The 20,641-nt window shown below is 62.0% G+C and carries 18 protein-coding genes; 12 read left to right on the forward strand and 6 right to left on the reverse strand.

Going from position 1 to position 20,641, the window contains the following annotated elements; translation table 11 throughout:
• Positions 1-77: 77 nt before the first annotated feature.
• The 4 genes from dnaA to mutM all read right to left on the reverse strand — a co-directional run bounded on the left by dnaA (position 78) and on the right by mutM (position 4,605).
• Positions 78-1,625: a chromosomal replication initiator protein DnaA gene (gene dnaA, locus ATY79_RS12695; protein ID WP_088691487.1), complete on the reverse strand. Its 1,548-nt coding sequence runs from the start codon at positions 1,623-1,625 to the stop codon at positions 78-80.
• An 838-nt stretch (positions 1,626-2,463) separates the two neighbouring features.
• Positions 2,464-2,742 (reverse strand): 30S ribosomal protein S20, encoded by a 279-nt coding sequence (gene rpsT, locus ATY79_RS12700; protein WP_088691140.1) that lies wholly within the window; start codon positions 2,740-2,742, stop codon positions 2,464-2,466.
• 184 nt (positions 2,743-2,926) lie between these two features.
• Positions 2,927-3,700, reverse strand: a complete 774-nt coding sequence (locus tag ATY79_RS12705; RefSeq protein ID WP_088691139.1) for an enoyl-CoA hydratase — start codon at positions 3,698-3,700, stop codon at positions 2,927-2,929.
• A 14-nt stretch (positions 3,701-3,714) separates the two neighbouring features.
• Positions 3,715-4,605: a bifunctional DNA-formamidopyrimidine glycosylase/DNA-(apurinic or apyrimidinic site) lyase gene (gene mutM, locus ATY79_RS12710; protein ID WP_088691138.1), complete on the reverse strand. Its 891-nt coding sequence runs from the start codon at positions 4,603-4,605 to the stop codon at positions 3,715-3,717.
• Positions 4,606-4,756: 151 nt separating this feature from the next.
• Here mutM and ubiE point away from each other — a divergent pair, with 151 nt between their 5' ends.
• The 9 genes from ubiE to ATY79_RS12755 all read left to right on the forward strand — a co-directional run bounded on the left by ubiE (position 4,757) and on the right by ATY79_RS12755 (position 15,673).
• Complete coding sequence (gene ubiE / locus ATY79_RS12715) at positions 4,757-5,533, forward strand: bifunctional demethylmenaquinone methyltransferase/2-methoxy-6-polyprenyl-1,4-benzoquinol methylase UbiE (protein WP_088691137.1); 777 nt, start codon at positions 4,757-4,759, stop codon at positions 5,531-5,533.
• Positions 5,534-5,589: 56 nt separating this feature from the next.
• Complete coding sequence (ubiB, locus tag ATY79_RS12720) at positions 5,590-7,164, forward strand: 2-polyprenylphenol 6-hydroxylase (protein WP_088704045.1); 1,575 nt, start codon at positions 5,590-5,592, stop codon at positions 7,162-7,164.
• A gap of 94 nt (positions 7,165-7,258) precedes the next feature.
• Positions 7,259-8,842, forward strand: coding sequence for an aromatic amino acid lyase (locus tag ATY79_RS12725; RefSeq protein WP_088691135.1), 1,584 nt, complete (start codon positions 7,259-7,261; stop codon positions 8,840-8,842).
• 30 nt (positions 8,843-8,872) lie between these two features.
• A complete protein-coding gene (locus tag ATY79_RS12730) occupies positions 8,873-10,255 on the forward strand; it encodes an amidohydrolase family protein (protein ID WP_088704046.1) in 1,383 nt (460 codons plus the stop codon).
• Positions 10,252-11,514: a Zn-dependent hydrolase gene (locus tag ATY79_RS12735; protein ID WP_088691133.1), complete on the forward strand. Its 1,263-nt coding sequence runs from the start codon at positions 10,252-10,254 to the stop codon at positions 11,512-11,514. The genes ATY79_RS12730 and ATY79_RS12735 overlap by 4 nt, the downstream gene beginning before the upstream one ends.
• Positions 11,514-12,611 carry a DUF917 family protein gene (locus tag ATY79_RS12740; protein ID WP_088691132.1) on the forward strand — a complete coding sequence of 366 codons (1,098 nt, stop codon included), beginning with the start codon at positions 11,514-11,516 and terminating at the stop codon, positions 12,609-12,611. The genes ATY79_RS12735 and ATY79_RS12740 overlap by 1 nt, the downstream gene beginning before the upstream one ends.
• Before the next feature lie 4 nt (positions 12,612-12,615).
• On the forward strand, positions 12,616-12,945 hold the full coding sequence (locus ATY79_RS12745) for a TfoX/Sxy family protein (protein ID WP_088691131.1): 330 nt from the start codon (positions 12,616-12,618) through the stop codon (positions 12,943-12,945).
• A 50-nt stretch (positions 12,946-12,995) separates the two neighbouring features.
• Positions 12,996-14,657, forward strand: coding sequence for a urocanate hydratase (locus ATY79_RS12750; RefSeq protein WP_088691130.1), 1,662 nt, complete (start codon positions 12,996-12,998; stop codon positions 14,655-14,657).
• Positions 14,658-14,794: 137 nt separating this feature from the next.
• Positions 14,795-15,673 (forward strand): DMT family transporter, encoded by an 879-nt coding sequence (locus ATY79_RS12755; RefSeq protein ID WP_088704047.1) that lies wholly within the window; start codon positions 14,795-14,797, stop codon positions 15,671-15,673.
• Positions 15,674-15,701: 28 nt separating this feature from the next.
• Here the strand turns inward: ATY79_RS12755 and ATY79_RS12760 are convergent, their stop codons facing one another.
• Positions 15,702-16,982 (reverse strand): MFS transporter, encoded by a 1,281-nt coding sequence (locus tag ATY79_RS12760; protein WP_088704048.1) that lies wholly within the window; start codon positions 16,980-16,982, stop codon positions 15,702-15,704.
• 96 nt (positions 16,983-17,078) lie between these two features.
• Here ATY79_RS12760 and ATY79_RS12765 point away from each other — a divergent pair, with 96 nt between their 5' ends.
• Positions 17,079-17,951 carry a LysR family transcriptional regulator gene (locus ATY79_RS12765; protein ID WP_088704049.1) on the forward strand — a complete coding sequence of 291 codons (873 nt, stop codon included), beginning with the start codon at positions 17,079-17,081 and terminating at the stop codon, positions 17,949-17,951.
• On the opposite strand, the gene ATY79_RS12770 is transcribed toward ATY79_RS12765, so the two are convergent.
• Positions 17,952-18,857 (reverse strand): LysR family transcriptional regulator, encoded by a 906-nt coding sequence (locus tag ATY79_RS12770; protein WP_088704050.1) that lies wholly within the window; start codon positions 18,855-18,857, stop codon positions 17,952-17,954. It lies immediately after the preceding gene.
• 130 nt (positions 18,858-18,987) lie between these two features.
• On the opposite strand from ATY79_RS12770, the gene ATY79_RS12775 reads away from it, so the two are divergent.
• The gene (locus ATY79_RS12775; RefSeq protein ID WP_088704051.1) at positions 18,988-19,752 is read left to right on the forward strand and encodes an SDR family oxidoreductase; all 765 of its coding nucleotides are present in this window, start codon (positions 18,988-18,990) and stop codon (positions 19,750-19,752) included.
• 128 nt (positions 19,753-19,880) lie between these two features.
• Positions 19,881-20,630, forward strand: coding sequence for an SDR family oxidoreductase (locus ATY79_RS12780; protein WP_088691124.1), 750 nt, complete (start codon positions 19,881-19,883; stop codon positions 20,628-20,630).
• The last annotated feature ends 11 nt before the right edge of the window (positions 20,631-20,641 follow it).

Below are 20,641 nucleotides of genomic sequence, written 5' to 3' on the forward strand. Positions count from 1 at the left end.
AGCCTACAGAAGATTGTGCGCAAAAGAAAACGGCCGGAGCGATGCCCGGCCGTCAACTTGCACAGAAGGTTTCCCGACTATTCGTTGATCAGGCGCTTCAGCAACTCGATCTCATGCGAGAGCTTCGTGTCGCCGGCAATCAACTCCTCGATCTTGCGAACGGCATGCAGCACGGTCGTATGATCGCGACCGCCGAAGCGACGGCCGATCTCCGGGAAGGACCGCGGCGTCAGCGTCTTCGACAGATACATGGCGATCTGGCGCGGCTTGACGATGACGCGGGTGCGGCGGTTCGAGACCAACTCCTGACGCGACACGTTATAGTGCCGTGCGACGATGCGCTGGATGTCCTCGATGCGGACACGGCGTGGCTCGCCCGAACCAACGAGATGAGCAAGAAGCTCATCGACGCGCTCGACCGTCAGGTTCGGTTCGAAGGAGCGGCGGAAGAGCAGCTGGTTGAAGGCGCCTTCCAGCTCACGGCCGCTTGCCGTGATGTTGCGGGCAACGTGGTTCAGCAGATCGGCCGGGATTTCCAGAGACGGATCCTCGACACGAGCAGCAGCGAGGCGACGCTTCAGGATTTCGAGACGCATCTCGTAGTCCGGGGCGTCGAGCTCGATGGCCACACCGCCCTGCAAACGCGAGCGGACGCGTGGATCGAGCGATTCCAGCTCCCAGGGAGCCCGATCGGCAGCGACGACGACCTGCTTGGCGCTGTCGAGCAGCATGTTCAGCAGGTGGCAGAACTCATGCTGGATCATCTTGCCCTGCAGGAACTGCATGTCATCGATGATCAGGAGGTCGATGTTGCGCAGCGAGTCCTTGAGCGTCAAAGCATCATTGTCGCGGATCGCGGTTGCGAAACGCCACATGAAATACTCTGCCGTCAGATAGACGACGCGCAGTGCGCGCGGGTTCTGAACCGCGGCATTGGCGATCGCCTGCAGAAGATGCGACTTGCCGAGACCGACGCTGGAATGGACGAAGAGCGGATTGAAGCGGACAGCGCCCTGTCCAGCTTCCGCAATCGTCTTGGCGGCGGCAAGAGCCACACGGTTGGAGCTGCCCTCGACGAAGGTGTCGAAGGTGAAGCGAGAGTCCAACGGCGAGCCAAAGAGCGGCTGGCCGGAAGTGGCCGGACGGGCTGCGGCTGCAGACGAAACCGCCTGCTGTACAATCTGGCCGGCATGCTGCGCCACCGGGCGGCGCGTCTGCGCAGCGGCGACAGGCTCTGGAGAAACCGGCTCTTCAGCGGGTTTGCCAACGCCACGCGTTGCCGTGCGAACAAGAATTTCGACTTTCAGGATTTCGGAGTCTTCTGCCTGGAACAGGTTGGTGATCAGCTCAAGATACCGGTTGTTGATCCAGGACTTCAGGAAAGTCGTCGGCACCGTCAGGCGCACGACGCTCTTTGAAACCGAATGCAATTTCAGCCGCGCGAACCAGCTTGCATAGACATCCGGACCGACTTGCGCCTTCAGGCGGGCGCTGACACGCTCGAAAAGTACACCATGCTTCATGTCTCCCTTTTCCCCTGCCGCTTCGGCGCACATAGAGCCAAACGCCTGCGGTTCATTGTCCCCACTCTCCAGGACATCCGCCGTCATTGTATTCATCTGCATCATGCCGCCTTCCATTCGTCGGCCGACTTTGTTTCGTCGCCCGATTATTTCCCCGCTATGGCTAGAAAGTAGCACCCTCATGAGCCACTCGCCTGCCGGTTCACTCAAATACTGCCCCACTCACAGGATGCTCCCGGGAAAGCGCGAGCCCGCATCATGCGGTTCGGCTGCATTCCCTCGGACTGGATGCCGTTCCTCGTAACACCGGCGTCCAATCGTCCTGCCACGACTTCTCTTCCCCATTCCGGTTTCACGCAAGGCGTGCAACCAACACACAAAACATCACCGTTCCGCGACAGCCACGTCGCAGTCAAAAATGCTCAAGTGCGTGAAAAACCGGAGACTTAAACTCTCCGTAACAAGTGGCACAGGTTCATCGCCCCGCCGACGTGGCAGTTTCAGACCAAGCCTTCACAGGTGATGTCTGGACCCCTTGTTGATCGGCATTTAGGCAGGATCGAATGCGGGAATCAACGATGAATTTTACGCAAAATTAAGAGCGGCCCGTTGACTCCGGGGGCAGTTTTTGAGCGTCACATCCGTGTCAAAAAAGAATCGCTTTTGAATCAAGGAGATTCCCCTCGGCGGCATTTTTGACACGCATAAAAAGAAAAAAATAAAAAAGCTTCTTGACTCCGCCCAGACCGCAGATTGTAGGCCCCGAGTCGGGCGTACCTGAAGTATCCTACAGCAAGTACTTGTTTTTATTGCTTTTTTCGTGTCATACGCTCGACATGAAATCGTCGCCGAATTAACCATACGGAAGCCAGTCGGCAGAATCGAAAAAGCCCGACAAAGTTGCCGGGCTAATCATAATGATAGGCTTATTAACGAAAGATTATGCCGTCACAGAAACCGACAGAGCCTTCACACGAGCTGCCAGGCGCGAAACCTTGCGGGAAGCCGTGTTGGAGTGCAGCACGCCCTTGCTTGCGGCGCGAGCCAGTTCCGGCTGCGCGGCGAGGAAAGCTTCCTTTGCCTTGGCAGCATCACCAGATGCGAGTGCCTCTTCGACCTTGCGAACGAAAGTACGAACGCGCGAGCGACGAGCCTTATTGACGTCGGTACGGCGGGCGATCTTGCGGGTCGCTTTTTTCGCCGAAGTTGTATTGGCCATGGATGCCTCTCTAAAATTCGAACAAACTCCGTCATCACCGCGGGCCTTGCGGCCCCTTCATACAGCAATGCGGGAGCATAATCGGAAAACCGGAGTGGCTTCCCGAACCGTGGGCGGGCATATAACCCTAAAGCCGACCCACGTCAACGCGCATTTTCGAGGAAACGCCGCCTTTCTCCAAGGCTCAGCGGTTCTTGAAGGCAGGCTTGCGCTTTTCGATGAAGGCGGTCATCCCCTCTTTCTGATCTTCGGTCGAAAACAGGCTATGGAAAAGGCGGCGTTCGAAGCGCAGACCTTCGTCCAATGTCGTCTCCAGCGCGCGGTTTACCGCCTCCTTCGCCATCAGCACGGACGGACGCGACAGCGAGGCAATCTTGGCAGCCGCCTCCAGCGCCTCGTCCAACAGCCGCTCGGGCGCCACCACACGCGAAACGAGTCCTGCGCGCTCGGCTTCGGCAGCGTCCATCATGCGGCCTGTCAGGATCAGATCCATGGCCTTATATCTGCCGACGGCACGCGTCAGCCTCTGAGAGCCGCCCATGCCGGGGATGACGCCGAGCGTGATTTCGGGCTGGCCGAACTTGGCGGTTTCCGAGGCAATGATGATATCGCACATCATCGCAAGCTCGCAGCCGCCGCCAAGCGCAAAACCGCTGACGGCCGCGATCACGGGCTTGCGCACCTTTGCAACGTCGTCCCAGCCGCTCATCAGGTCGCGGCTATAGACATCGACATAGCTGAGCGGCTGCATTTCCTTGATGTCGGCGCCGGCGGCGAATGCGCGGTCGGAACCCGTCAGCACCATGGCGCCGACGGCATCGTCGGCCTGAAAGGCTTCGTAGGCCTGCAGAAGCTCCTTCAGCACCGTCGAATTCAGCGCGTTCAGCGCCTGCGGGCGGTTCAAGGTGATCAACCCGACCGCGCCGCGGGTTTCGACGATCAGCGTTTCATAGGCCATGGACAATCCTCCCGTTATTTTTGGCAAGCAGGGCAATAGAAGGTCGAACGCCCTGCCTGGACGATGCGTGCGACCGTACCGCTGCAGCCGGGCGTGCGGCAAGGTAGACTTTCGCGATCATAGACCGAGAAGGAGTGCTGGAAATAACCAAGCGAGCCGTCGGTCTGGATATGATCGCGCAGCGACGACCCGCCGGCCTTGATGGCATCGGCGATGACATCGCGGATCGAGGAGACGAGGAGATCCATCTGCTTGGTTGGCTTGCCGGTCTTGGTGACGACAGTCGCCGCAGCCCGCGTCGGGCGCAGGTGCGCGCGCCACAACGCCTCGCAGACATAGATGTTGCCGAGCCCGGCAATATTCTTCTGATCGAGCAGCGCGCTTTTCAGCGGCTGAGCCTTGTTCTTGAAGCGTTCCGCCAGATAGGCGGCACTGAGTTCGTTGCCCGTCGGTTCCGGGCCGAGACCGAAGAGGAAGGGATTGAGACCAAGCTCGGAGCGCTGCGCCATATCCATGAAGCCGAAGCGGCGCGGGTCATTATAGATGACGCGGCTGGCCCCGTTCGGGCCTTCCAGATGGAAGATCGCGTGATCGTGCTTTTCGTCCTTCGAGCGCGGATGATGAAATTCGCCCGGCGCATCGGAAAGAGGCCCCGCCTCGATGCGGAAGGAACCGGACATGCCGAGATGGGCGATGATCGTCGTGCCATCGTCGAGGTCGATCAGCAGATACTTGGCGCGACGGCCCAGCGCAACGATATTGCGGCCGGTCGCGCGCGCCTCCAAACCATCCGGAAAAGGAAACCGCAGGTCCTTGCGGCGCAACTCCAGGCGGGCGATCCGCGCGCCTTCCATAGCAGGGGCAAGCCCGCGTCGGACGGTTTCGACTTCTGGCAATTCCGGCATCTTAACCCATCTATATCTAACATGTTTCAACCAGAGGCGTTGTGCGCTATAGCGCCAAGGTGCCGCGGCTTTGACCGTGGCCCACAGATAGCGCCGCGCGCGTCCGTTCGCTATGGTCGCCGCGCCGATTTCAGATAGATGGAGTATTTCGATGTCAGAAAGCCGTACCTCCGCCGAAGGCGGCATGGAAACATCCTACGGCTTCCGCGAAGTGGCGGATGGTGAAAAGCAGGGTCTCGTCAATGAGGTCTTCCACAAGGTCGCCAAACGCTACGACATCATGAACGACGTCATGTCTGTCGGCATGCACCGCGTCTGGAAGGATGCGATGATTGCGGCGCTGAACCCGCGCAAGGAGCCCGGCTACAAGGTTCTCGACGTTGCCGGCGGCACTGGAGACATCGCATTTCGTATCATCGAGGCCTCCAACCGGCAGGCGCATGCGACGGTGCTCGACATCAACGGTTCGATGCTCGCGGTCGGCGCCGAGCGCGCCGCCAAGAAAAAGCTCTCCGACAACCTGACTTTCGTCGAGGCGAACGCCGAGGATCTGCCGTTCGATCCGAACAGCTTCGACGCCTATACGATTGCCTTCGGCATCCGCAACGTGCCGCGCATCGACGTAGCGCTGAGCGAAGCCTATCGCGTGCTGAAGCGCGGCGGCCGGCTGCTCGTGCTTGAATTTTCGGAAGTGGACATGCCGCTGCTCGATCGTCTCTATGAAAGCTGGTCCTTCAACGCCATTCCGAAGTTCGGCAAGGCGATCACCGGCGAGGCCGAGCCCTATCAGTATCTCGTCGAATCGATCCGCAAGTTCCCCAACCAGGAGAACTTCGCCGAGATGATCCGCAAAGCCGGCTTCTCGCGCGTGAGCTTCACCAACTATACCGGCGGTATCGCAGCCCTCCATTCCGGCTGGAAGCTCTGAGGCATGGTTCGAGGTACACCGTTCACCCGCTCGCTTTCGCAGGCAGGCAATCCGGCATGAGCACTCTGGGAGCATATTTCCGGCTCTGGCGCGTCGGCTGGATTCTCGTGCGCGAAGGCGTGATTTCGGCCCTGCCGTCGGAAGATCTTCCGCCCTCGATCGGGCTTGCCAAGTCGTTTGTCGGTGTGTTCGCGCGCAATCGTTCGAAATCGAAGAAGCGCAGTGACCGACTGGCGCAAGCCGTTGAAAGGCTCGGCCCTTCCTATGTGAAGATCGGGCAGTTCCTGGCAACCCGCCCGGATGTCGTTGGCGTCGAGTTCGCCGATGATCTGTCACAGCTTCAGGATCGCATGGCGTTCTTTCCGCTCGCAGCCGCCAAGGCGAGCATTTCCGGGTCTCTCGGCCGCCCGATCGAGGAGCTTTACGCAAGCTTCGGAGACCCGATTGCAGCGGCTTCGATTGCCCAGGTGCATGCCGCCGAAGTCGATACGCCCGCTGGACGCAAGAAAGTTGCCGTCAAAGTCGTTCGCCCCGGCGTACGTCAACGCTTCTCGCATGATATCGAGGCGATGTATCTCGTCGCTCACATGCAGGAACGCTTCATGCCTTCAAGCCGGCGGCTGAGGCCGGTGGAGGTCACGAAGACCTTGGAGCAGACGACCAAGGTCGAAATGGACCTGCGCCTTGAGGCGGCTGCCCTTTCCGAGATTGCAGAGAATACCGAGAAAGACCCAGGCTTCCGTGTGCCGAAGGTCGATTGGGAGCGCACCGGCCGCGACGTGATCACCATGGAGTGGATCGACGGCGTGAAGATGTCTGATGTCGAGGCCCTGCGTGCTGCGGGCCACGATCTCAACCTGCTTGCCGACACACTGATCCAGTCGTTTCTTCGCCACACGCTGCGCGATGGCTTCTTCCACGCCGACATGCATCCCGGGAACCTTTTTGTCGACGAGCATGGCGATATCGTCGCGGTCGACATGGGGATCGTCGGACGACTGGGGAAAAAGGAACGCCGCTTCCTGGCCGAAATCCTCTTTGGCTTTATCACCCGCGACTACATCAGGGTCGCGGAAGTCCACTTCGAGGCAGGCTACGTGCCGGGCCACCACAATGTTGAGAGCTTCGCGCAGGCGATCCGCGCGATCGGTGAGCCGATCCATGGCCAGCCCGCCGAAACCATCTCGATGGGCAAGCTGCTGACGCTCTTGTTCGAGGTAACCGAACTCTTCGACATGGCGACGCGGCCGGAACTGGTCATGTTGCAGAAGACCATGGTCGTGGTCGAAGGCGTGTCACGCATGCTCAATCCACGCTTCAACATGTGGAAGGCGTCCGAACCAGTCGTCGGTGACTGGATCCGCAACAACCTCGGCCCGAAGCGCATCGTGACCGATCTCAAGGACGGGCTGAAGGCGGCGGTCAAGCTTGCCGAAGCCGCACCCGAGATTGCCGCCAAGACGGAGAAGTTCCACCATCAACTGCTGCAGATGAGCGAGCACGGATTGCGATTCGACGCCGAAACGGCCGATGCGATCGGCAGATCCGAAGCGCGCCACAATCGCTCCGGTCGGTTCGCCCTCTGGATTATCGCGCTCACCCTTCTCTATATAGCCTGGGTGGTGACCTGATCCATCGCATGCAAAGGCATGCTGTGTTCGATATTTGGGATATCCCATCAGATAGCGCCGTCGCATAGTCTCACTTTTCAAGGAGATATGGCAGATGAAGCATGAACGCCCCCGCATCGAACTTTCCGGACAACCGCTCAGCTTTGTCGAGATGGTGAGGATTGGATCGGGAAAGGCGGCGCTTTCAGCTTCAGCAACCGGCATGGCCCGTGTCGAGATCGCGCGCGGGATCGTCGAGGATGCGATCAAGGCCGGGATGCCCGTCTACGGCGCGACCACCGGCGTCGGCGCCATGAAGGATGTCGAGTGGTCTCCCGAAGATCTCGACGCCTTCAATCTCGGGCTGGTGCGGGCGCATCACTTCGGCACCGGTACGCCATTTTCATGCTCGGTCGTGCGCAACGCGATGGCCATCCGCATCAATACTGCGCTGACGGGGCAAGTCGGCTGCACACCAGAACTCGTCGATGCGTACATGCAGATGCTTGAGGCGGATATCATTCCGGTCGTCCGCCGCACCGGCTCCATTGGCTGCGCCGATATCGGCCTCATGGGACAGATCGGCGCCGTGCTGACGGGAGTCGGGGAAGCCGTCCATCGCGGCAAACGCATGCAGGCCGCCGACGCCTTCGCCGCTGCCGGCATGAAACCCTTCACCATGGCCCCACGTGACAGTCTGGCCTCGCTCAGCGTCAATGCCGTGAGCTTTGCGGCAGCAGCGGACGCGACGCGGAATGCTGCCGCTTCCATTCGCGTGCTGCTGGCCTCCGGCATGATGGCCTCAGGCGCGCTCGGCGCCTCCCGCGATCCGTGGCTTTCCGTTCGCCATGTCGGCACCTCACGGGAGGCTTTGATCGGCTCCTGGCTCTGCAATGCATCGGACGCTTGGCAATGGCCAGTCAAAACCCACGTTCAGGACCCATTGAGCCTGCGGATGATCGCGCAGGTCTTCGGTGCCGTTATCGAGAACCTGCTGACGACAGGCCACAAGATCCTGGCCGCCACCGGCCGCTCCGACGACAACCCCGTCGTCGTCGAGGGCCGGGTGATGACCTCGGGCGGGTCGCTGCCGCTTGACGTGACGATCCTGCTAGAATCGGCCGCCCTCTGTATGGCGCATGCCGCCCGCAACGCCTTTAACCGCTGCGTCCTGCTCGGCAACGGCCAGCGCCGCGACCTGCCGGTCAATCTCGTGCCGCCCGGCCGTATCGCCACCGGTTTCGGCCCGATCATCAAGCTGGCCGGCGAAATCTTTTCCCGCGTGCTGTCGATGTCGAACCCGGTTTCGGCGCAGTCGCTGGTGGTTGCGGCCGGCCTCGAGGACGAGGCGGCGTTCCTGCCGCTGGTGATCGAGCGTTTCGAACGCCAGATGCGCGCCCTGATGCGCCTTGCCGCGCTTGAAGCGCTGCTTTCGGCACAGGCCGTGGACATCCTCGGCGACAAGCCGAAGGGCGTCGGCGGAATGCTCTACGATGTCGTTCGCAAGCATGCGGATTTCTACACGGTCGACCGGCCGCTGTCGGCGGAAGTGGAAGCGATCGAGGAGGAGCTTGGTTCCGATGCCTTCATGTCCAAGCTCATCGAAGAGGTGCCGATTGCATCCTTCGACGATTTCTTTGCGCTCGGCTCGCTGGCGCGCATCGAGCAGCGCCTGACCCAGGAACCGATCGCCATCTGATCCCTTCAATAGTGCCACGGAGAAAGCGGCATGGCTGATTTCGATCTCGTTCTTCAAGGCACGGTCGTTCTGCCGGAGCGCATCCTGGAAGCCGGTTACGTCGCCGTCCGCGATGGTAAGATTGCGGAAATCGGCCTCGGTGTGCCGCCTGCCGCGCGCGAACGCCATCTCCTCGGCAAGGCATTGATCCTGCCGGGAGCCATCGACGCCCAGGTTCACTCGCTGTCGCAAAAGGATCAGGAGGACTTCATCTGGTCGACCCGCTCGGCCGCTGCCGGCGGCGTGACGACGATCGTCGACATGCCCTACGACGAGGGCAACCTTGTGTGTTCGGCGGAAGCCGTGAAGAAGAAGATCGCCCATGCCGGCCCGCAGGCGCGGGTCGATTTTGCGCTCTACGGCACCATCGATCCCGAGGAAGGTGCCAAGCGGATCGCCGAAATGGTCGATGCAGGCGTTGCCGCCTTCAAGTTTTCGACGTTCGGCACGGATCCGAAACGCTTCCCACGCATTCCGCCTGCCCTGCTGGACGAATGCTTTGCGGCGATCGCCCCGACGGGGCTGACGGCCGGCGTTCACAACGAGGATGACGAGGCTGTGCGCACCTATATGGAGCGCGTGAAGGCAAGCGGGATCACGGATTGGCGGGCACACGGGCTGTCGCGGCCGCCGATCACCGAACTGCTGGCGATGCACACGATCTTCGAGACGGGCGCCAATACGGGCTGCCCGTCGCATGTCGTCCATTGTTCGCTCGGACGCGGCTATGACATCGCTCGCGCCTATCGCCGCGACGGCTTCGAGGCGACGGTGGAGTGCTGCATTCATTATCTGACGCTGGACGAGGAACACGACGTCAAGCGCCTCGGCGGCAAGGCAAAGATCAATCCGCCGATCCGGCCGCGCGCCGAGGTCGAGGCGCTGTGGCGCAGGGTCGCCGAGGGCAATGTCTGGCTGGTCTCGACGGATCACGTCAGCTGGTCGGAAAATCGCAAGACCAACCCTGACATGCTCGCGAACGCGTCCGGCGTGCCCGGGCTCGAAGTGATGGTGCCGCTCTTCATCAAGGGCGCCTCTGAGCGCGGCATCCCGCTGACCTGGGCGGCCAAGCTGATGGCCGAAAACCCGGCGAAGCATTTCCGCCTCGATCATATCAAGGGCGCGCTCACGCCAGGCAAGGACGCTGATATCGTCGTGCTCGAGCCGCGCGAAACGGTCTATGACGCAGCAGCCAGCGGCAACAATGTCGTCGGCTGGAGCCCCTACAACGGCATCCGCCTTCCCTGGACGGTCGCTGCGACCTATCTGCGCGGCAAGAAGATCACCGACGGCGCGACCGTGCTGGCTGAACCGGGCACGGGTCAATTTGTGCGTCCGCTGCCAAGGCAGGTGATCGCCGGAGCCGCAGAATGAGCAAAAACCTGCCGGTCAACGCGGATCGTATCGCAGAGGATATCGACGCCCTGGCGGGGATTACCGAACCCGGTCATCCCTGGACCCGCCGCGCCTTCTCGCCGCTCTTTCTCGAGGGGCGCGCCTATGTCGAAGCGCGCATGCGGGCGGCTGGCCTTGAGACCAGGATCGATGCCGGCGGCAATCTGATCGGCAAGCGGCGGGGCGCTATCGAAGGGCTCGGCACGATGATGCTCGGTTCGCACTCGGATACCGTGCCTGATGGTGGCCGCTTCGACGGCATTGCCGGCGTGGTGGCCGCACTTGAGGTGGCTCGTGCGCTCGGCGACAAGGGCATCGAGCTCGATCACGACCTGGAGATCGTCGATTTCCTCGCGGAGGAGGTCAGCATCTTCGGCGTTTCCTGTATCGGCAGCCGGGGAATGACCGGGCAACTGCCGGAAGCCTGGCTTTCGCGCGTGACTGATGGGCGTGATCTCGCCGAGGCGATTGCCGAGGTTGGCGGCCGTCCGGGCGTGCTGCAGCAGCAAAACAGGCCGGATATTGCCGGCTTTCTCGAACTGCATATCGAGCAGGGTCCGGTCCTTGAGAACGAGAGGAAGGATGTCGGCATCGTCACCGCGATTGCCGGGATTACCCGGATCGAGATTGTCGTCGAGGGGCGCGCCGACCATGCCGGGACGACGCCGATGGATAGCCGCTCGGATGCGCTGGTCGCCGCCGCGCAACTGGTTCTCGATATCCGCAATGCCGCAGCCGCCCGCGCGAAGACACCGGGGCATTTCGCTGCGACGGTCGGCGAGTTCCGGATCGAGCCGAATGCGGCCAACGTCGTTCCCTCGAAGGTCGTCTTGCTGATCGATGGGCGCGCGGAGGTTCGCAACGACATGGAAGCCTTCTGCGAATGGCTGGACGAGCATGTCATAAAGTTAGCCATCACTTACGGAGCGTCGATCAAGAGCCCGATGCGCGTCTCCGACAACTATCCGACGCCGAGCGATGCAGGGCTGCTGAAAACGCTCGAAAAGGCGTGCGAAACCGTCGGCGCCAAACACCGCCGCATGGCCTCGGGCGCCGGCCACGACATGGCCTGGATTGCCAAGGTAGCACCTGCCGCCATGATCTTCGTGCCCTGCAAGGAGGGGCGCAGCCACTCCGCCGACGAATGGGCTGACAATGATGACATCGCACTTGGCGCGGCCGTGCTTTTCGAAGCCGTCATCGACATGGACAAGAGCTTGAAGCAGGAGAATGCCTGATGGGACGCATACTCGTTGAGAAGGATGTCGAAGCTGCCGTCAAGGGCGGATCGGTCTATGCCGCCGGTGGCGGTGGCTGGGCGGATCATGGCCGCATGCTCGGCTATGCCGCCGTCAACGTCGGCAAGCCGGAACTCGTATCGATCGACGAGTTGAAGGACGACGACTGGATCGCGACCGCCGCTGCAATCGGCGCGCCCGCCTCCACGACCCCCTGGGAAATGCAGGGTATCGACTATGTGAAGGCCGTGCAGTTGCTGCAGGACGAACTCGGCGAAAAACTGTCCGGCCTGATCATCGGCCAGAACGGCAAGTCGTCGACGCTGAACGGCTGGCTGCCCTCCGCCATTCTCGGAACCAAGGTCGTCGATGCCGTCGGCGATATCCGCGCGCATCCGACCGGCGACATGGGTTCGATCGGCATGGCGGGCTCGCCCGAGCAGATGATCCAGACGGCGGTCGGCGGAAACCGCGCCGAGAACCGATACATCGAGCTTGTCGTGAAGGGGGCGACGGCGAAGATCTCCCCGATCCTGCGCGCGGCCTCCGACCAGTCGGGCGGCTTCATCGCCAGCTGCCGCAATCCGCTACGCGCCTCCTATGTGCGCACCCACGCAGCACTTGGCGGCATCTCGATGGCCCTGGCGCTGGGCGAAGCGATCATCGCCGCCGAAAAGGTCGGCGGCTCGGCCGTGATCGACGCCATCTGTAAGACTACCGGCGGCCACATCCTCGCAGAAGGCATCATCACCAAGAAGGACGTCGTCTATACCAAGGAGGCCTTCGACATCGGCACGATCGCCGTCGGCTCCGGCGACAAGGCGGTGACCATGCATGTGATGAACGAATACATGGCCGTCGACGACATCGAGGGCAAACGGATCGCGACCTTCCCCTCTGTCATCACAACCCTCTCGCCCGAGGGCGAACCGCTGAGCGTCGGCCAGTTGAAGGGCGGCATGCATGTCTTCATCCTGCATGTGCCGATGAGCATCATTCCGCTGTCGGCCAGCGTTCTCGACCCGACCGTCTACCCCCCGGTGGAGAAGGCGATGGGCATCGAGCTTGCCCGCTACGCGCTCGCGGCAAAGGCCTGATCGCATGGCGCGGGACGTCGGACTCGAGGAATTGCTGAGGGAAGAGCTGGGCGCCATGTCCGGTCTCAGCGAAAAGCCGATGTTCGGCGGGCTGGCCTTCCTGCTCGACGGGAATCTCCTCTGCGGCGCCCGACAGGACGGTCTGCTGATCCGCCTCGGCAAAGGTAACGACGGCTGGGCGCTCGACTTGCCCGGCGCCGCGCAGATGCTTTCCGGTGGCCGTGCCATGCACGGCTGGGTCAGGGTCGGCGTGGAGATTTACGCCGATGACGATATGCGGCGCCGTCTCTTGGAGGCCGCCATGGCCTTCGTGCGCTCACTGCCCGCCAAGTGAACGAAACATCGGCCCCGAGGCCAAAACGACAGAGACAGAGGAACGACCAGATGCCGAAGCCCAATCCACGTCATCCGAAATTTCCGATTCCGGGCGGACCGGAGCTGCGCGCCAAGGGTTGGCGGCAGGAGGCTTTGCTGCGGCTTCTCGAAAACGTCCTCTCCGTTGGCGAGGATCCCGACAATCTCATCGTCTATGCCGCGCTCGGCAAGGCCGCGCGCAACTGGGCCGCGCACAAGGGCATCGTCAAGGCACTGACGGAAATGGATGAGGACCAGACGCTGCTCATCCAGTCCGGCAAGCCGATCGGCCTTGTGAAGACGCACGCGAAGGCGCCGCTCGTCATCATGGCGAACTGCAACATCGTCGGGCAATGGGCGAAGGCCGAGGTCTTCTACGAGCTGCAGCGGAAGGGGCTGATCTGCTGGGGCGGGCTGACGGCCGGCGCCTGGCAGTATATCGGCAGTCAGGGCGTCATCCAGGGCACCTATGAAATCTTCATGCGCATTGCCGAGCGCCGGTTCGGCGGCGATCTCTTCGGACGTTTCGTGCTGACGGCGGGGCTCGGCGGCATGGGCGGCGCGCAGCCGCTCGCCGGCCGCATGGCGGGCGCCGCCATCCTCTGCGTCGACATCGATCCCGAGCGCGCCAGGAAGCGGCAAGAGATCGGCTACCTGCAGGAAATCGCGCCGGATCTCGATACCGCACTTGCCATGATCGACGCCGCCGTAAAGGAAAAGCGGGCGCTATCCGTCGGTCTCGTCGGCAACGCGGCGGAAATCTATCCCGAAATTGCGCGGCGCGGGATCGTGCCCGATATCGTCACCGACCAGACCTCCGCGCACGATCTGGTCTACGGCTACGTACCGAAGGGCATGAGCCTTGCTCAGGTTCGCGAGTTGCGCGACGACGGCCAGGGCCAGTTGATGGCGGCAAGCCGTGCTTCGATCGTGCAGCACGTCACTGCCATGCTGGACTTCCAGAAGAAGGGCGCCGAGGTCTTCGACAACGGCAACCTCATTCGCACACAGGCGAAAGAGGGCGGCGTCGCCAACGCCTTTGACATTCCGATCTTCACCGAAGCGTATCTGCGGCCGCTCTTTGCGCGGGCAATCGGTCCCTTCCGCTGGATGGCACTGTCGGGCGAGGAAGGCGATATCGCCCGGATCGATGATCTGCTGCTCGAAATGTTCCCCGAGAACAAGATCGTCACCAACTGGATCCGGCTGGCGCGTCAGCATGTGCCTTTCGAGGGATTGCCGGCCCGCATTGCCTGGCTCGGCCACGGCGAGCGCACGATGCTCGCCCGCCGGGTCAACGAACTCGTCGCAGGCGGTGAGCTGAAAGGACCCGTCGCCTTCTCGCGCGATCATCTCGATGCCGGCGCGATGGCGCATCCGAACATCATGACCGAGCGGATGAAGGACGGCTCCGACGCGATCGCCGATTGGCCGCTGATCGACGCAATGATGCTCTGCTCGTCGATGGCCGATCTCGTCGTTGTCCATTCCGGCGGTGGAGGCTATGCCGGCTACATGACGAGCTGCGGCGTGACCGTCGTAGCCGATGGCACCGATGCCGCCGACGAGCGGCTCGACCATGCGCTCACCAACGACACGGCACTTGGCGTCATGCGCTATGCCGACGCCGGCTATGACGAGGCGCTGGACGAGGTCGCCAAAAAGGGCGTTCCCTACATCCGCCTCGGATAGTTCGCGGCGCCTGTCTCGGACGCATTTTCTGTCGGATTACGCTATGGCGTGGCGCAACGGATCGATCGCCGGTCGTGTGCCTCTGGTAGAGATCGTCGGATGTCGAACCGACGCTGCCTCCAACGAACGGACCCGCCATGCAGCCCCGCGCCTACGGTATGCTCCTCGTCAGCATTGCTACGATCATGTGGAGCACCGCGGGGCTCTTCGTCCGCGCGCTCGACCTCGATGTCTGGACCGTGCTCGGATGGCGCTCGCTGTTCGGCGGGCTGGCACTGACGATCATCATTCTGGCCAAGAAGCGCATCAGCGCGGAGCCCGGCAAGGTGCCGTTCTATTTCTATCCCCTCTTTGGTCTGATGGCCGCCATTTCGATGTATGGCTATATTGGCGCGCTGAAACTGACGACCGTGGCCAACGTTCTGGCGATCTATGCGACCGTTCCCTTCGTCGCCGCAGCCATCGCTTATCTTTGGCTAAGGGAGAAGATCAGCAAACGTGTGCTTATCGCCAGTATGATCGCCTTCGTCGGCGTCCTTATCGTTGCAGGTTTCGGAGCGAGACCCCAGGACATTGCCGGCAATGCGCTGGCGTTTCTGATGACACTAACCTTCAGCATCTTGCTTGTGGCAGCGCGGCGCTATCCCGCACTGCGGCTGGCGCCGGTCAACGCGCTTGGATCCGGCTTCTGTGTGCTGCTCTGCCTGCCCTTGATGTCTCACACGCTGCCGAGCCCGCAGGAAATCCTGGTGCTTGCCGTCTTCGGATCGACGACATCGGGAATTGCTTACCTGCTCTTTATGACCGGCGGCCGCTATATCCCATCCAGCGAGGCCGGATTGATCGGATTGCTGGATGTCGTGCTCGGCCCGCTCTGGGTCTGGCTCGCCTTCTCCGAGACGCCAACTCTCTCCACGATCATTGGTGGCGTGATTATCCTGATCTCTGTTTTCTGGTATCTCGGTAGCGGCATGACGGCGTCGCAGCAGGCGCGGCGCACGCTGAAAAGCGTGTAGTCGGCTTATGGTTTCTCGAAAATGATCACTACCGTTTCGCCACCCTTGCGGCGACAAGCGCCGCCACCGTGCCGAGCCCAAGCAGTGACAGCGTAAAGAGCACGACGGCATTCCAGCCGTCGGCGCCCCAGAAGTAGCCGCCGACCGACCCGGCAACGCTTGAGCCGACGTAGTACGACAGCAGGTAAAGCGCGGAAGCATGTCCCTTCGTGGCACGCGCAAGGCGCCCGACGAGCGCACTAGCCACCGAGTGAGCAACGAAAAAGCCCGATGTCAGCAGCACGATGCCCAAGACGATCAGTGGCAGGCAGGATGAGAGCGTTGTTGCCACACCCAAGGCCGCGACCGCGATGCCGGCCGGAAGAACGATGAAGTGACCGATATGGTCGCCGAGCATGCCGGCAATCCACGAGGCGGCGATGCCGAAGAGGTAGACCGTGAAGATCAGGCCAAGCTCTGTCTGGTTGAGGTTGTATGGCGGCTGAACGAGGCGGAAGCCGATGTAGTTGTAGACCGTGACGAAGGTGCCCATGGCGAGAAAGCCGATGGCGAAGAGCAGCGGCAGTGCCGGATTGCTGATATGGCCGACCCAGGCCCTCACGTGAAACCGGACATCAAAACCCTTGCGCGGCGTAAAATTGCGCGATGCGGGCAGCAGCAGGAAGAAGCCGATTGCCGCAGCAAGGCCGAGCAGGCCGAGCGCACCCAACGCGATGCGCCAGGAGAAAAATTCAGCCAGTGTGCCGGTGACGACGCGGCCAGCCATGCCACCGAACGCATTCCCGGCGATATAAAGGCCCATCGAGGCGCCAAGACCACGGGGATCGATCTCCTCTGCGAGATAGGCCATGGCAACGGCCGGCACGCCGCCGAGCAACAGCCCTTCAAGCGCACGGATCACGAGCAGCGTGTGCCAACTCGGCACGAGGGCGCAGGCGATCGTGCAGAGCGAAGCGCCAAGCAGAGAGACGAACATCAGGCTGCGGCGGCCGAAGCTTTCGGAGACGGCCGCCGCAAAGAAGATGGCGACGGCGAGGAAACCGGTCGACAGCGACAATGACAGTGAGCTCGCGGCTGGGCTGACTGCGAAGTCCGCAGCGAAGATCGGCATCAGCGGCTGCACGCAATAGAGCAGCGAGAAGGTAGCAAAGCCGGAGAGGAAGAGTGCAAGGCTGGCGCGCCGATAGGACGAGGTGCCGCGCAGCAGGAACTGTTTGTCCTGCGGTTCCGCCGTCGTTCGCACGAGCTGGAGATTTGGACGCGGGTGGATTTCGGAGACGTCTAAGAGCTTGTCTGCGGCGCGTTGCATGAGGGCACCAACCTTTCACGCCTTTTGATCTAGCCAGCGCGCCATCATTTGTCCAATATATGACACTGCCATTCTTGATATCTTTTGGAGATACCGATGGAGTTGCGCCATATCCGCTATTTCCTGGCGGTGGCCGAAGAGGGAAATTTCACCCGCGCCGCGGCGAAGCTCGGCATCGGCCAGCCGCCGCTCAGCCAGCAAATCCGCGACCTTGAGAACGAGATCGGGGCCGCGCTGTTTCATCGCGTTCCGCACGGGGCGGAGCTGACGGAGGCAGGCTATGCCTTCCTCCCGGAAGGACGGGCTGCCGTCGCGGCGGCCGAGAAAGCGAAGCTCTCAGCACAGCGTGCGACGCGCGGCGAGACGGGGCGGCTGGCGCTTGGCTTTACCGCATCCTCTGCCTTCAACACGGCGGTCAGCGGCACAATCCGCCGCTTTCGCGGACAGTGGCCCGATGTCAGCCTTTCGCTGAGCGAGATGAATAGCAACTGGTTGATGGAGAAACTGCTGCGGCAGGAAATCGACGTTGCCTTCATCAGGCCAGGTCTGGAGGATCCGAAAGACGTCACGCTGAAGCGGCTGGCCGATGAGCCGATGCTGATCGCCCTGCCGGCGCACCACCCGCTCGCGAAATACGAGAAGGTGCCGCTCTCGGCACTTGCCAGCGAGCCTTTCATTCTGTTCCCACGCACGGTTGGCCTCAGCCTCTATGACGACATCGTGCGCGGCTGCCGCGATGCCGGTTTCGAGTTGATGGTGACACAGGAGGCGCCGCAGATCCCATCGGTCGTCAATCTTGTCGCCGCCGATCTCGGCGTCTCGATCGTACCGGCCTCGATCGCCCATCTGGCCCTCGATGGCGTGGCCTACCGGCCGATCGAGGGGCCGCCACTGGTAGCGCGTCTCGGCCTTGCGGTGCTGAGGGCTCAGCGCTCGCGCGTCGCAGCAAACATGATGAGCCTCATCTGATCAGCCGGCAGGATCCCAATAGGGCGGATCGCCGAAGGTCTTGCGTAAGTGGTCGGCGACGGCGCGCAACTTTGCGGAGGGATTGCGGCCCTCCGGATGCGCCATATAGATGAACTCGGCTTCCGGTTTGTAGCCGACGTCGATCTCCTGTAGCTGCCCCGCGCTGATTGCAGGACCAGCGATGAAGGCTGGCAGAAGCGCGATGCCGAGACCGGCGGCGGCGGCATCGCGGATCATGTCGCCGTTGTTCATGCCGAGGGCCTGACTTGCCCGCACGACGATCGCTCCATCCGGCGTCTGGAACCGCCAGTCCGCGACACCCCGATTGGTATAGAAAATGCCTTTATGGCCGTCGAGCTCGGCAAGGGTCTTTGGCACACCATGGCGGCTGAGATAGTCCGGTGACGCGATCAAAAGCCGGCGGCTGCGGCTAAGCTTCCACGCCACCAGTCGGGAGTCGACGATGGGGCCATGCCGGATCACGGCATCATACCCTTCCGAGGAGACATCGACGCGACGGTCGTCGATGTCGAGCAGCAGCTGGATGTCGGGGTGCTCGGCCAGGAACGGGTAGAGTGCGGGGCCAAGATGCATGCGACCGAAGGTGACGGGAGCGGCGATGCGCAGCGGACCGGAAAGCGTGCCGCGGCGTACCGCCATCTCGGCGGTGGCTTCCTCGATTTCCTGGACGATCCGCGTCGCGCGTTCCAGAAAGGCCGTGCCGTCTTCCGTCAGGGTGAGTTTTCGCGTGGTGCGATGCAGGAGCACACCGCCAAGCGATCGTTCGAGCTCCGCCAGCCGCTCGCTGACGACGGACTTTGACAGCCGCAGGCGCCGGGCGGCCTCACTGACCGAGCCGGATTCCACAATCGCCACGAAAGCCGTTATTCCCTCAACCCTGATCATCGTTCGGCAAATCCGAATTCGAGTTCCACCATTTGGAGACTAATCCGAACGAATGGAAAATGCCATCTTCTGCCCATCGAAAGGGACGGCAATCGCCATCCCAACCCAACCCACCACTGGAGATGGAACAATGAACCGTTTGAATGGAAAAATCGCCATCGTCACCGGCGCGAGTGCCGGCATTGGCCGTGCAACCGCCAAGCTCTTTGCCGCCGAAGGCGCAAAGGTCGTTGTCGGCGCGCGCCGCCAGGCAGAACTTGATAGCCTCGTCGAAGAGATCAAAGCAGCTGGCGGACAGGCCGTGGCTGTTGCCGGCGATGTACGCTCGGAAGACTATCACAAGGCGCTGGTTGCTACCGCGGTTGGCCGCTACGGCAAGCTCGATGTTGCCTTCAACAATGCCGGCATCCTTGGCGAAGCAGGCCCCAGCACCGGCGTTTCGGAGGCTGGTTTCGCTGAGGCGCTGACGATCAACCTGACCGCGTCTTTTCTGGCTGCCAAGCACCAGATCGGGCAGATGGAAGAGAACGGCGGCGGCTCAGTCATCTTCACCTCGACCTTCGTCGGCTACAGCTTCGCCTTCCCGGGCGTCGCCGCTTATGCCGCCAGCAAGTCAGGCCTCATCGGCCTGACGCAGGCGCTCGCTGCCGAGTTCGGCCAAAAGAACGTGCGCGTCAACGCGGTTCTGCCGGGTGCTGTCGACACCGACATGTATCGTGAGATGAACGACACTGAGGACAAGCAGAGCTTCATCACCAATCTGCATGCACTGAAACGTGTCGCAGCGTCTGAGGAACTTGCCCGCTCCGTGCTCTACTTCGCATCCGACGACTCCAGCTTCGTCACTGGCACGGCTTCGCTGGTCGACGGTGGCGCATCGATTACCCGCACCTGAGGCCACGGATTATCCGCTCTGACTGTGGACGCTCTCCGAAAGAGCGGATTATCGTAGCCGACTTTTCGTCTCATTCTCCCAGACATCAAAGGGCCGCTGGCCCGCCCAAATCACAAGGACCCGCGACAATGGCACGCCTACAAGACAAGACGGCCCTCATCACTGGTGGCACCAGCGGCATCGGCCTCGAAACTGCCCGTCAATTCATCGCCGAGGGCGCTCGTGTCGCTCTCACCGGCAGCAGCGCAAAGAGTGTCGAGGCGGCCCGCGCCGAGTTCGGCGATAAGGCGTTGGTCATCCAGGCGGATGCCGGCAATGCCGCCGGCCAGAAGACCGTCGCCGGCGCGATCAAGGATGCCTTCGGACATCTCGATATCCTCTTCGTCAATGCCGGCGTGGCCGAATTCGGCCCGCTCGAACAATGGAGCGAGGAAGCCTTCGACAAGTCGATCGCGATCAACGTCAAGGGCCCGTTCTTCCTGATCCAGGCACTGCTGCCGCTGTTTTCGAAGCAGGCTTCGATCGTCCTCAACACGTCGATCAATGCCCATATCGGCATGCCGAACTCAAGCGTCTACGCCCTGACCAAGGGCGCACTGCTGACGCTTGCAAAGACGCTCTCCGGCGAACTGATCGGCCGCGGCATTCGCGTCAACGCGGTTAGCCCCGGTCCGATCGCGACACCGCTCTATGGCAAGTTCGGCATGTCGGAAGCCGACTCCAGGGCGATGGCTTCGCAGATCCAGTCACAGATCCCGGTCGGCCGCTTCGGCGATGCCGGCGAAGTTGCCAAGACCATCATCTTCCTCGCCTCCGACGAGGCTGCCTACATCGTCGGCAGCGAACTCGTCATCGATGGCGGGATGAGCAACCTCTAGGACAGGGCAGC

Origin of the sequence: Rhizobium sp. R693 (assembly GCF_002211315.1) — a bacterium.
Lineage (GTDB): Bacteria > Pseudomonadota > Alphaproteobacteria > Rhizobiales > Rhizobiaceae > Rhizobium.

What these genes read in the sequence shown, in the direction of transcription:
- mutM (WP_088691138.1), bottom strand. Translation starts at nt 4,605, where the DNA reads ATGCCGGAATTGCCAGAAGTCGAAACCGTCCGACGCGGGCTTGCCCCT.
- ATY79_RS12745 (WP_088691131.1), top strand. Translation starts at nt 12,616, where the DNA reads ATGGCGCGGGACGTCGGACTCGAGGAATTGCTGAGGGAAGAGCTGGGC.
- ATY79_RS12705 (WP_088691139.1), bottom strand. Translation starts at nt 3,700, where the DNA reads ATGGCCTATGAAACGCTGATCGTCGAAACCCGCGGCGCGGTCGGGTTG.
- ATY79_RS12755 (WP_088704047.1), top strand. Translation starts at nt 14,795, where the DNA reads ATGCAGCCCCGCGCCTACGGTATGCTCCTCGTCAGCATTGCTACGATC.
- ATY79_RS12735 (WP_088691133.1), top strand. Translation starts at nt 10,252, where the DNA reads ATGAGCAAAAACCTGCCGGTCAACGCGGATCGTATCGCAGAGGATATC.
- ATY79_RS12770 (WP_088704050.1), bottom strand. Translation starts at nt 18,857, where the DNA reads ATGATCAGGGTTGAGGGAATAACGGCTTTCGTGGCGATTGTGGAATCC.
- ATY79_RS12740 (WP_088691132.1), top strand. Translation starts at nt 11,514, where the DNA reads ATGGGACGCATACTCGTTGAGAAGGATGTCGAAGCTGCCGTCAAGGGC.
- ATY79_RS12760 (WP_088704048.1), bottom strand. Translation starts at nt 16,982, where the DNA reads ATGCAACGCGCCGCAGACAAGCTCTTAGACGTCTCCGAAATCCACCCG.
- ATY79_RS12780 (WP_088691124.1), top strand. Translation starts at nt 19,881, where the DNA reads ATGGCACGCCTACAAGACAAGACGGCCCTCATCACTGGTGGCACCAGC.
- ATY79_RS12750 (WP_088691130.1), top strand. Translation starts at nt 12,996, where the DNA reads ATGCCGAAGCCCAATCCACGTCATCCGAAATTTCCGATTCCGGGCGGA.
- ATY79_RS12730 (WP_088704046.1), top strand. Translation starts at nt 8,873, where the DNA reads ATGGCTGATTTCGATCTCGTTCTTCAAGGCACGGTCGTTCTGCCGGAG.
- ATY79_RS12775 (WP_088704051.1), top strand. Translation starts at nt 18,988, where the DNA reads ATGAACCGTTTGAATGGAAAAATCGCCATCGTCACCGGCGCGAGTGCC.
- dnaA (WP_088691487.1), bottom strand. Translation starts at nt 1,625, where the DNA reads ATGCAGATGAATACAATGACGGCGGATGTCCTGGAGAGTGGGGACAAT.
- ubiB (WP_088704045.1), top strand. Translation starts at nt 5,590, where the DNA reads ATGAGCACTCTGGGAGCATATTTCCGGCTCTGGCGCGTCGGCTGGATT.
- ATY79_RS12725 (WP_088691135.1), top strand. Translation starts at nt 7,259, where the DNA reads ATGAAGCATGAACGCCCCCGCATCGAACTTTCCGGACAACCGCTCAGC.
- ATY79_RS12765 (WP_088704049.1), top strand. Translation starts at nt 17,079, where the DNA reads ATGGAGTTGCGCCATATCCGCTATTTCCTGGCGGTGGCCGAAGAGGGA.
- rpsT (WP_088691140.1), bottom strand. Translation starts at nt 2,742, where the DNA reads ATGGCCAATACAACTTCGGCGAAAAAAGCGACCCGCAAGATCGCCCGC.
- ubiE (WP_088691137.1), top strand. Translation starts at nt 4,757, where the DNA reads ATGTCAGAAAGCCGTACCTCCGCCGAAGGCGGCATGGAAACATCCTAC.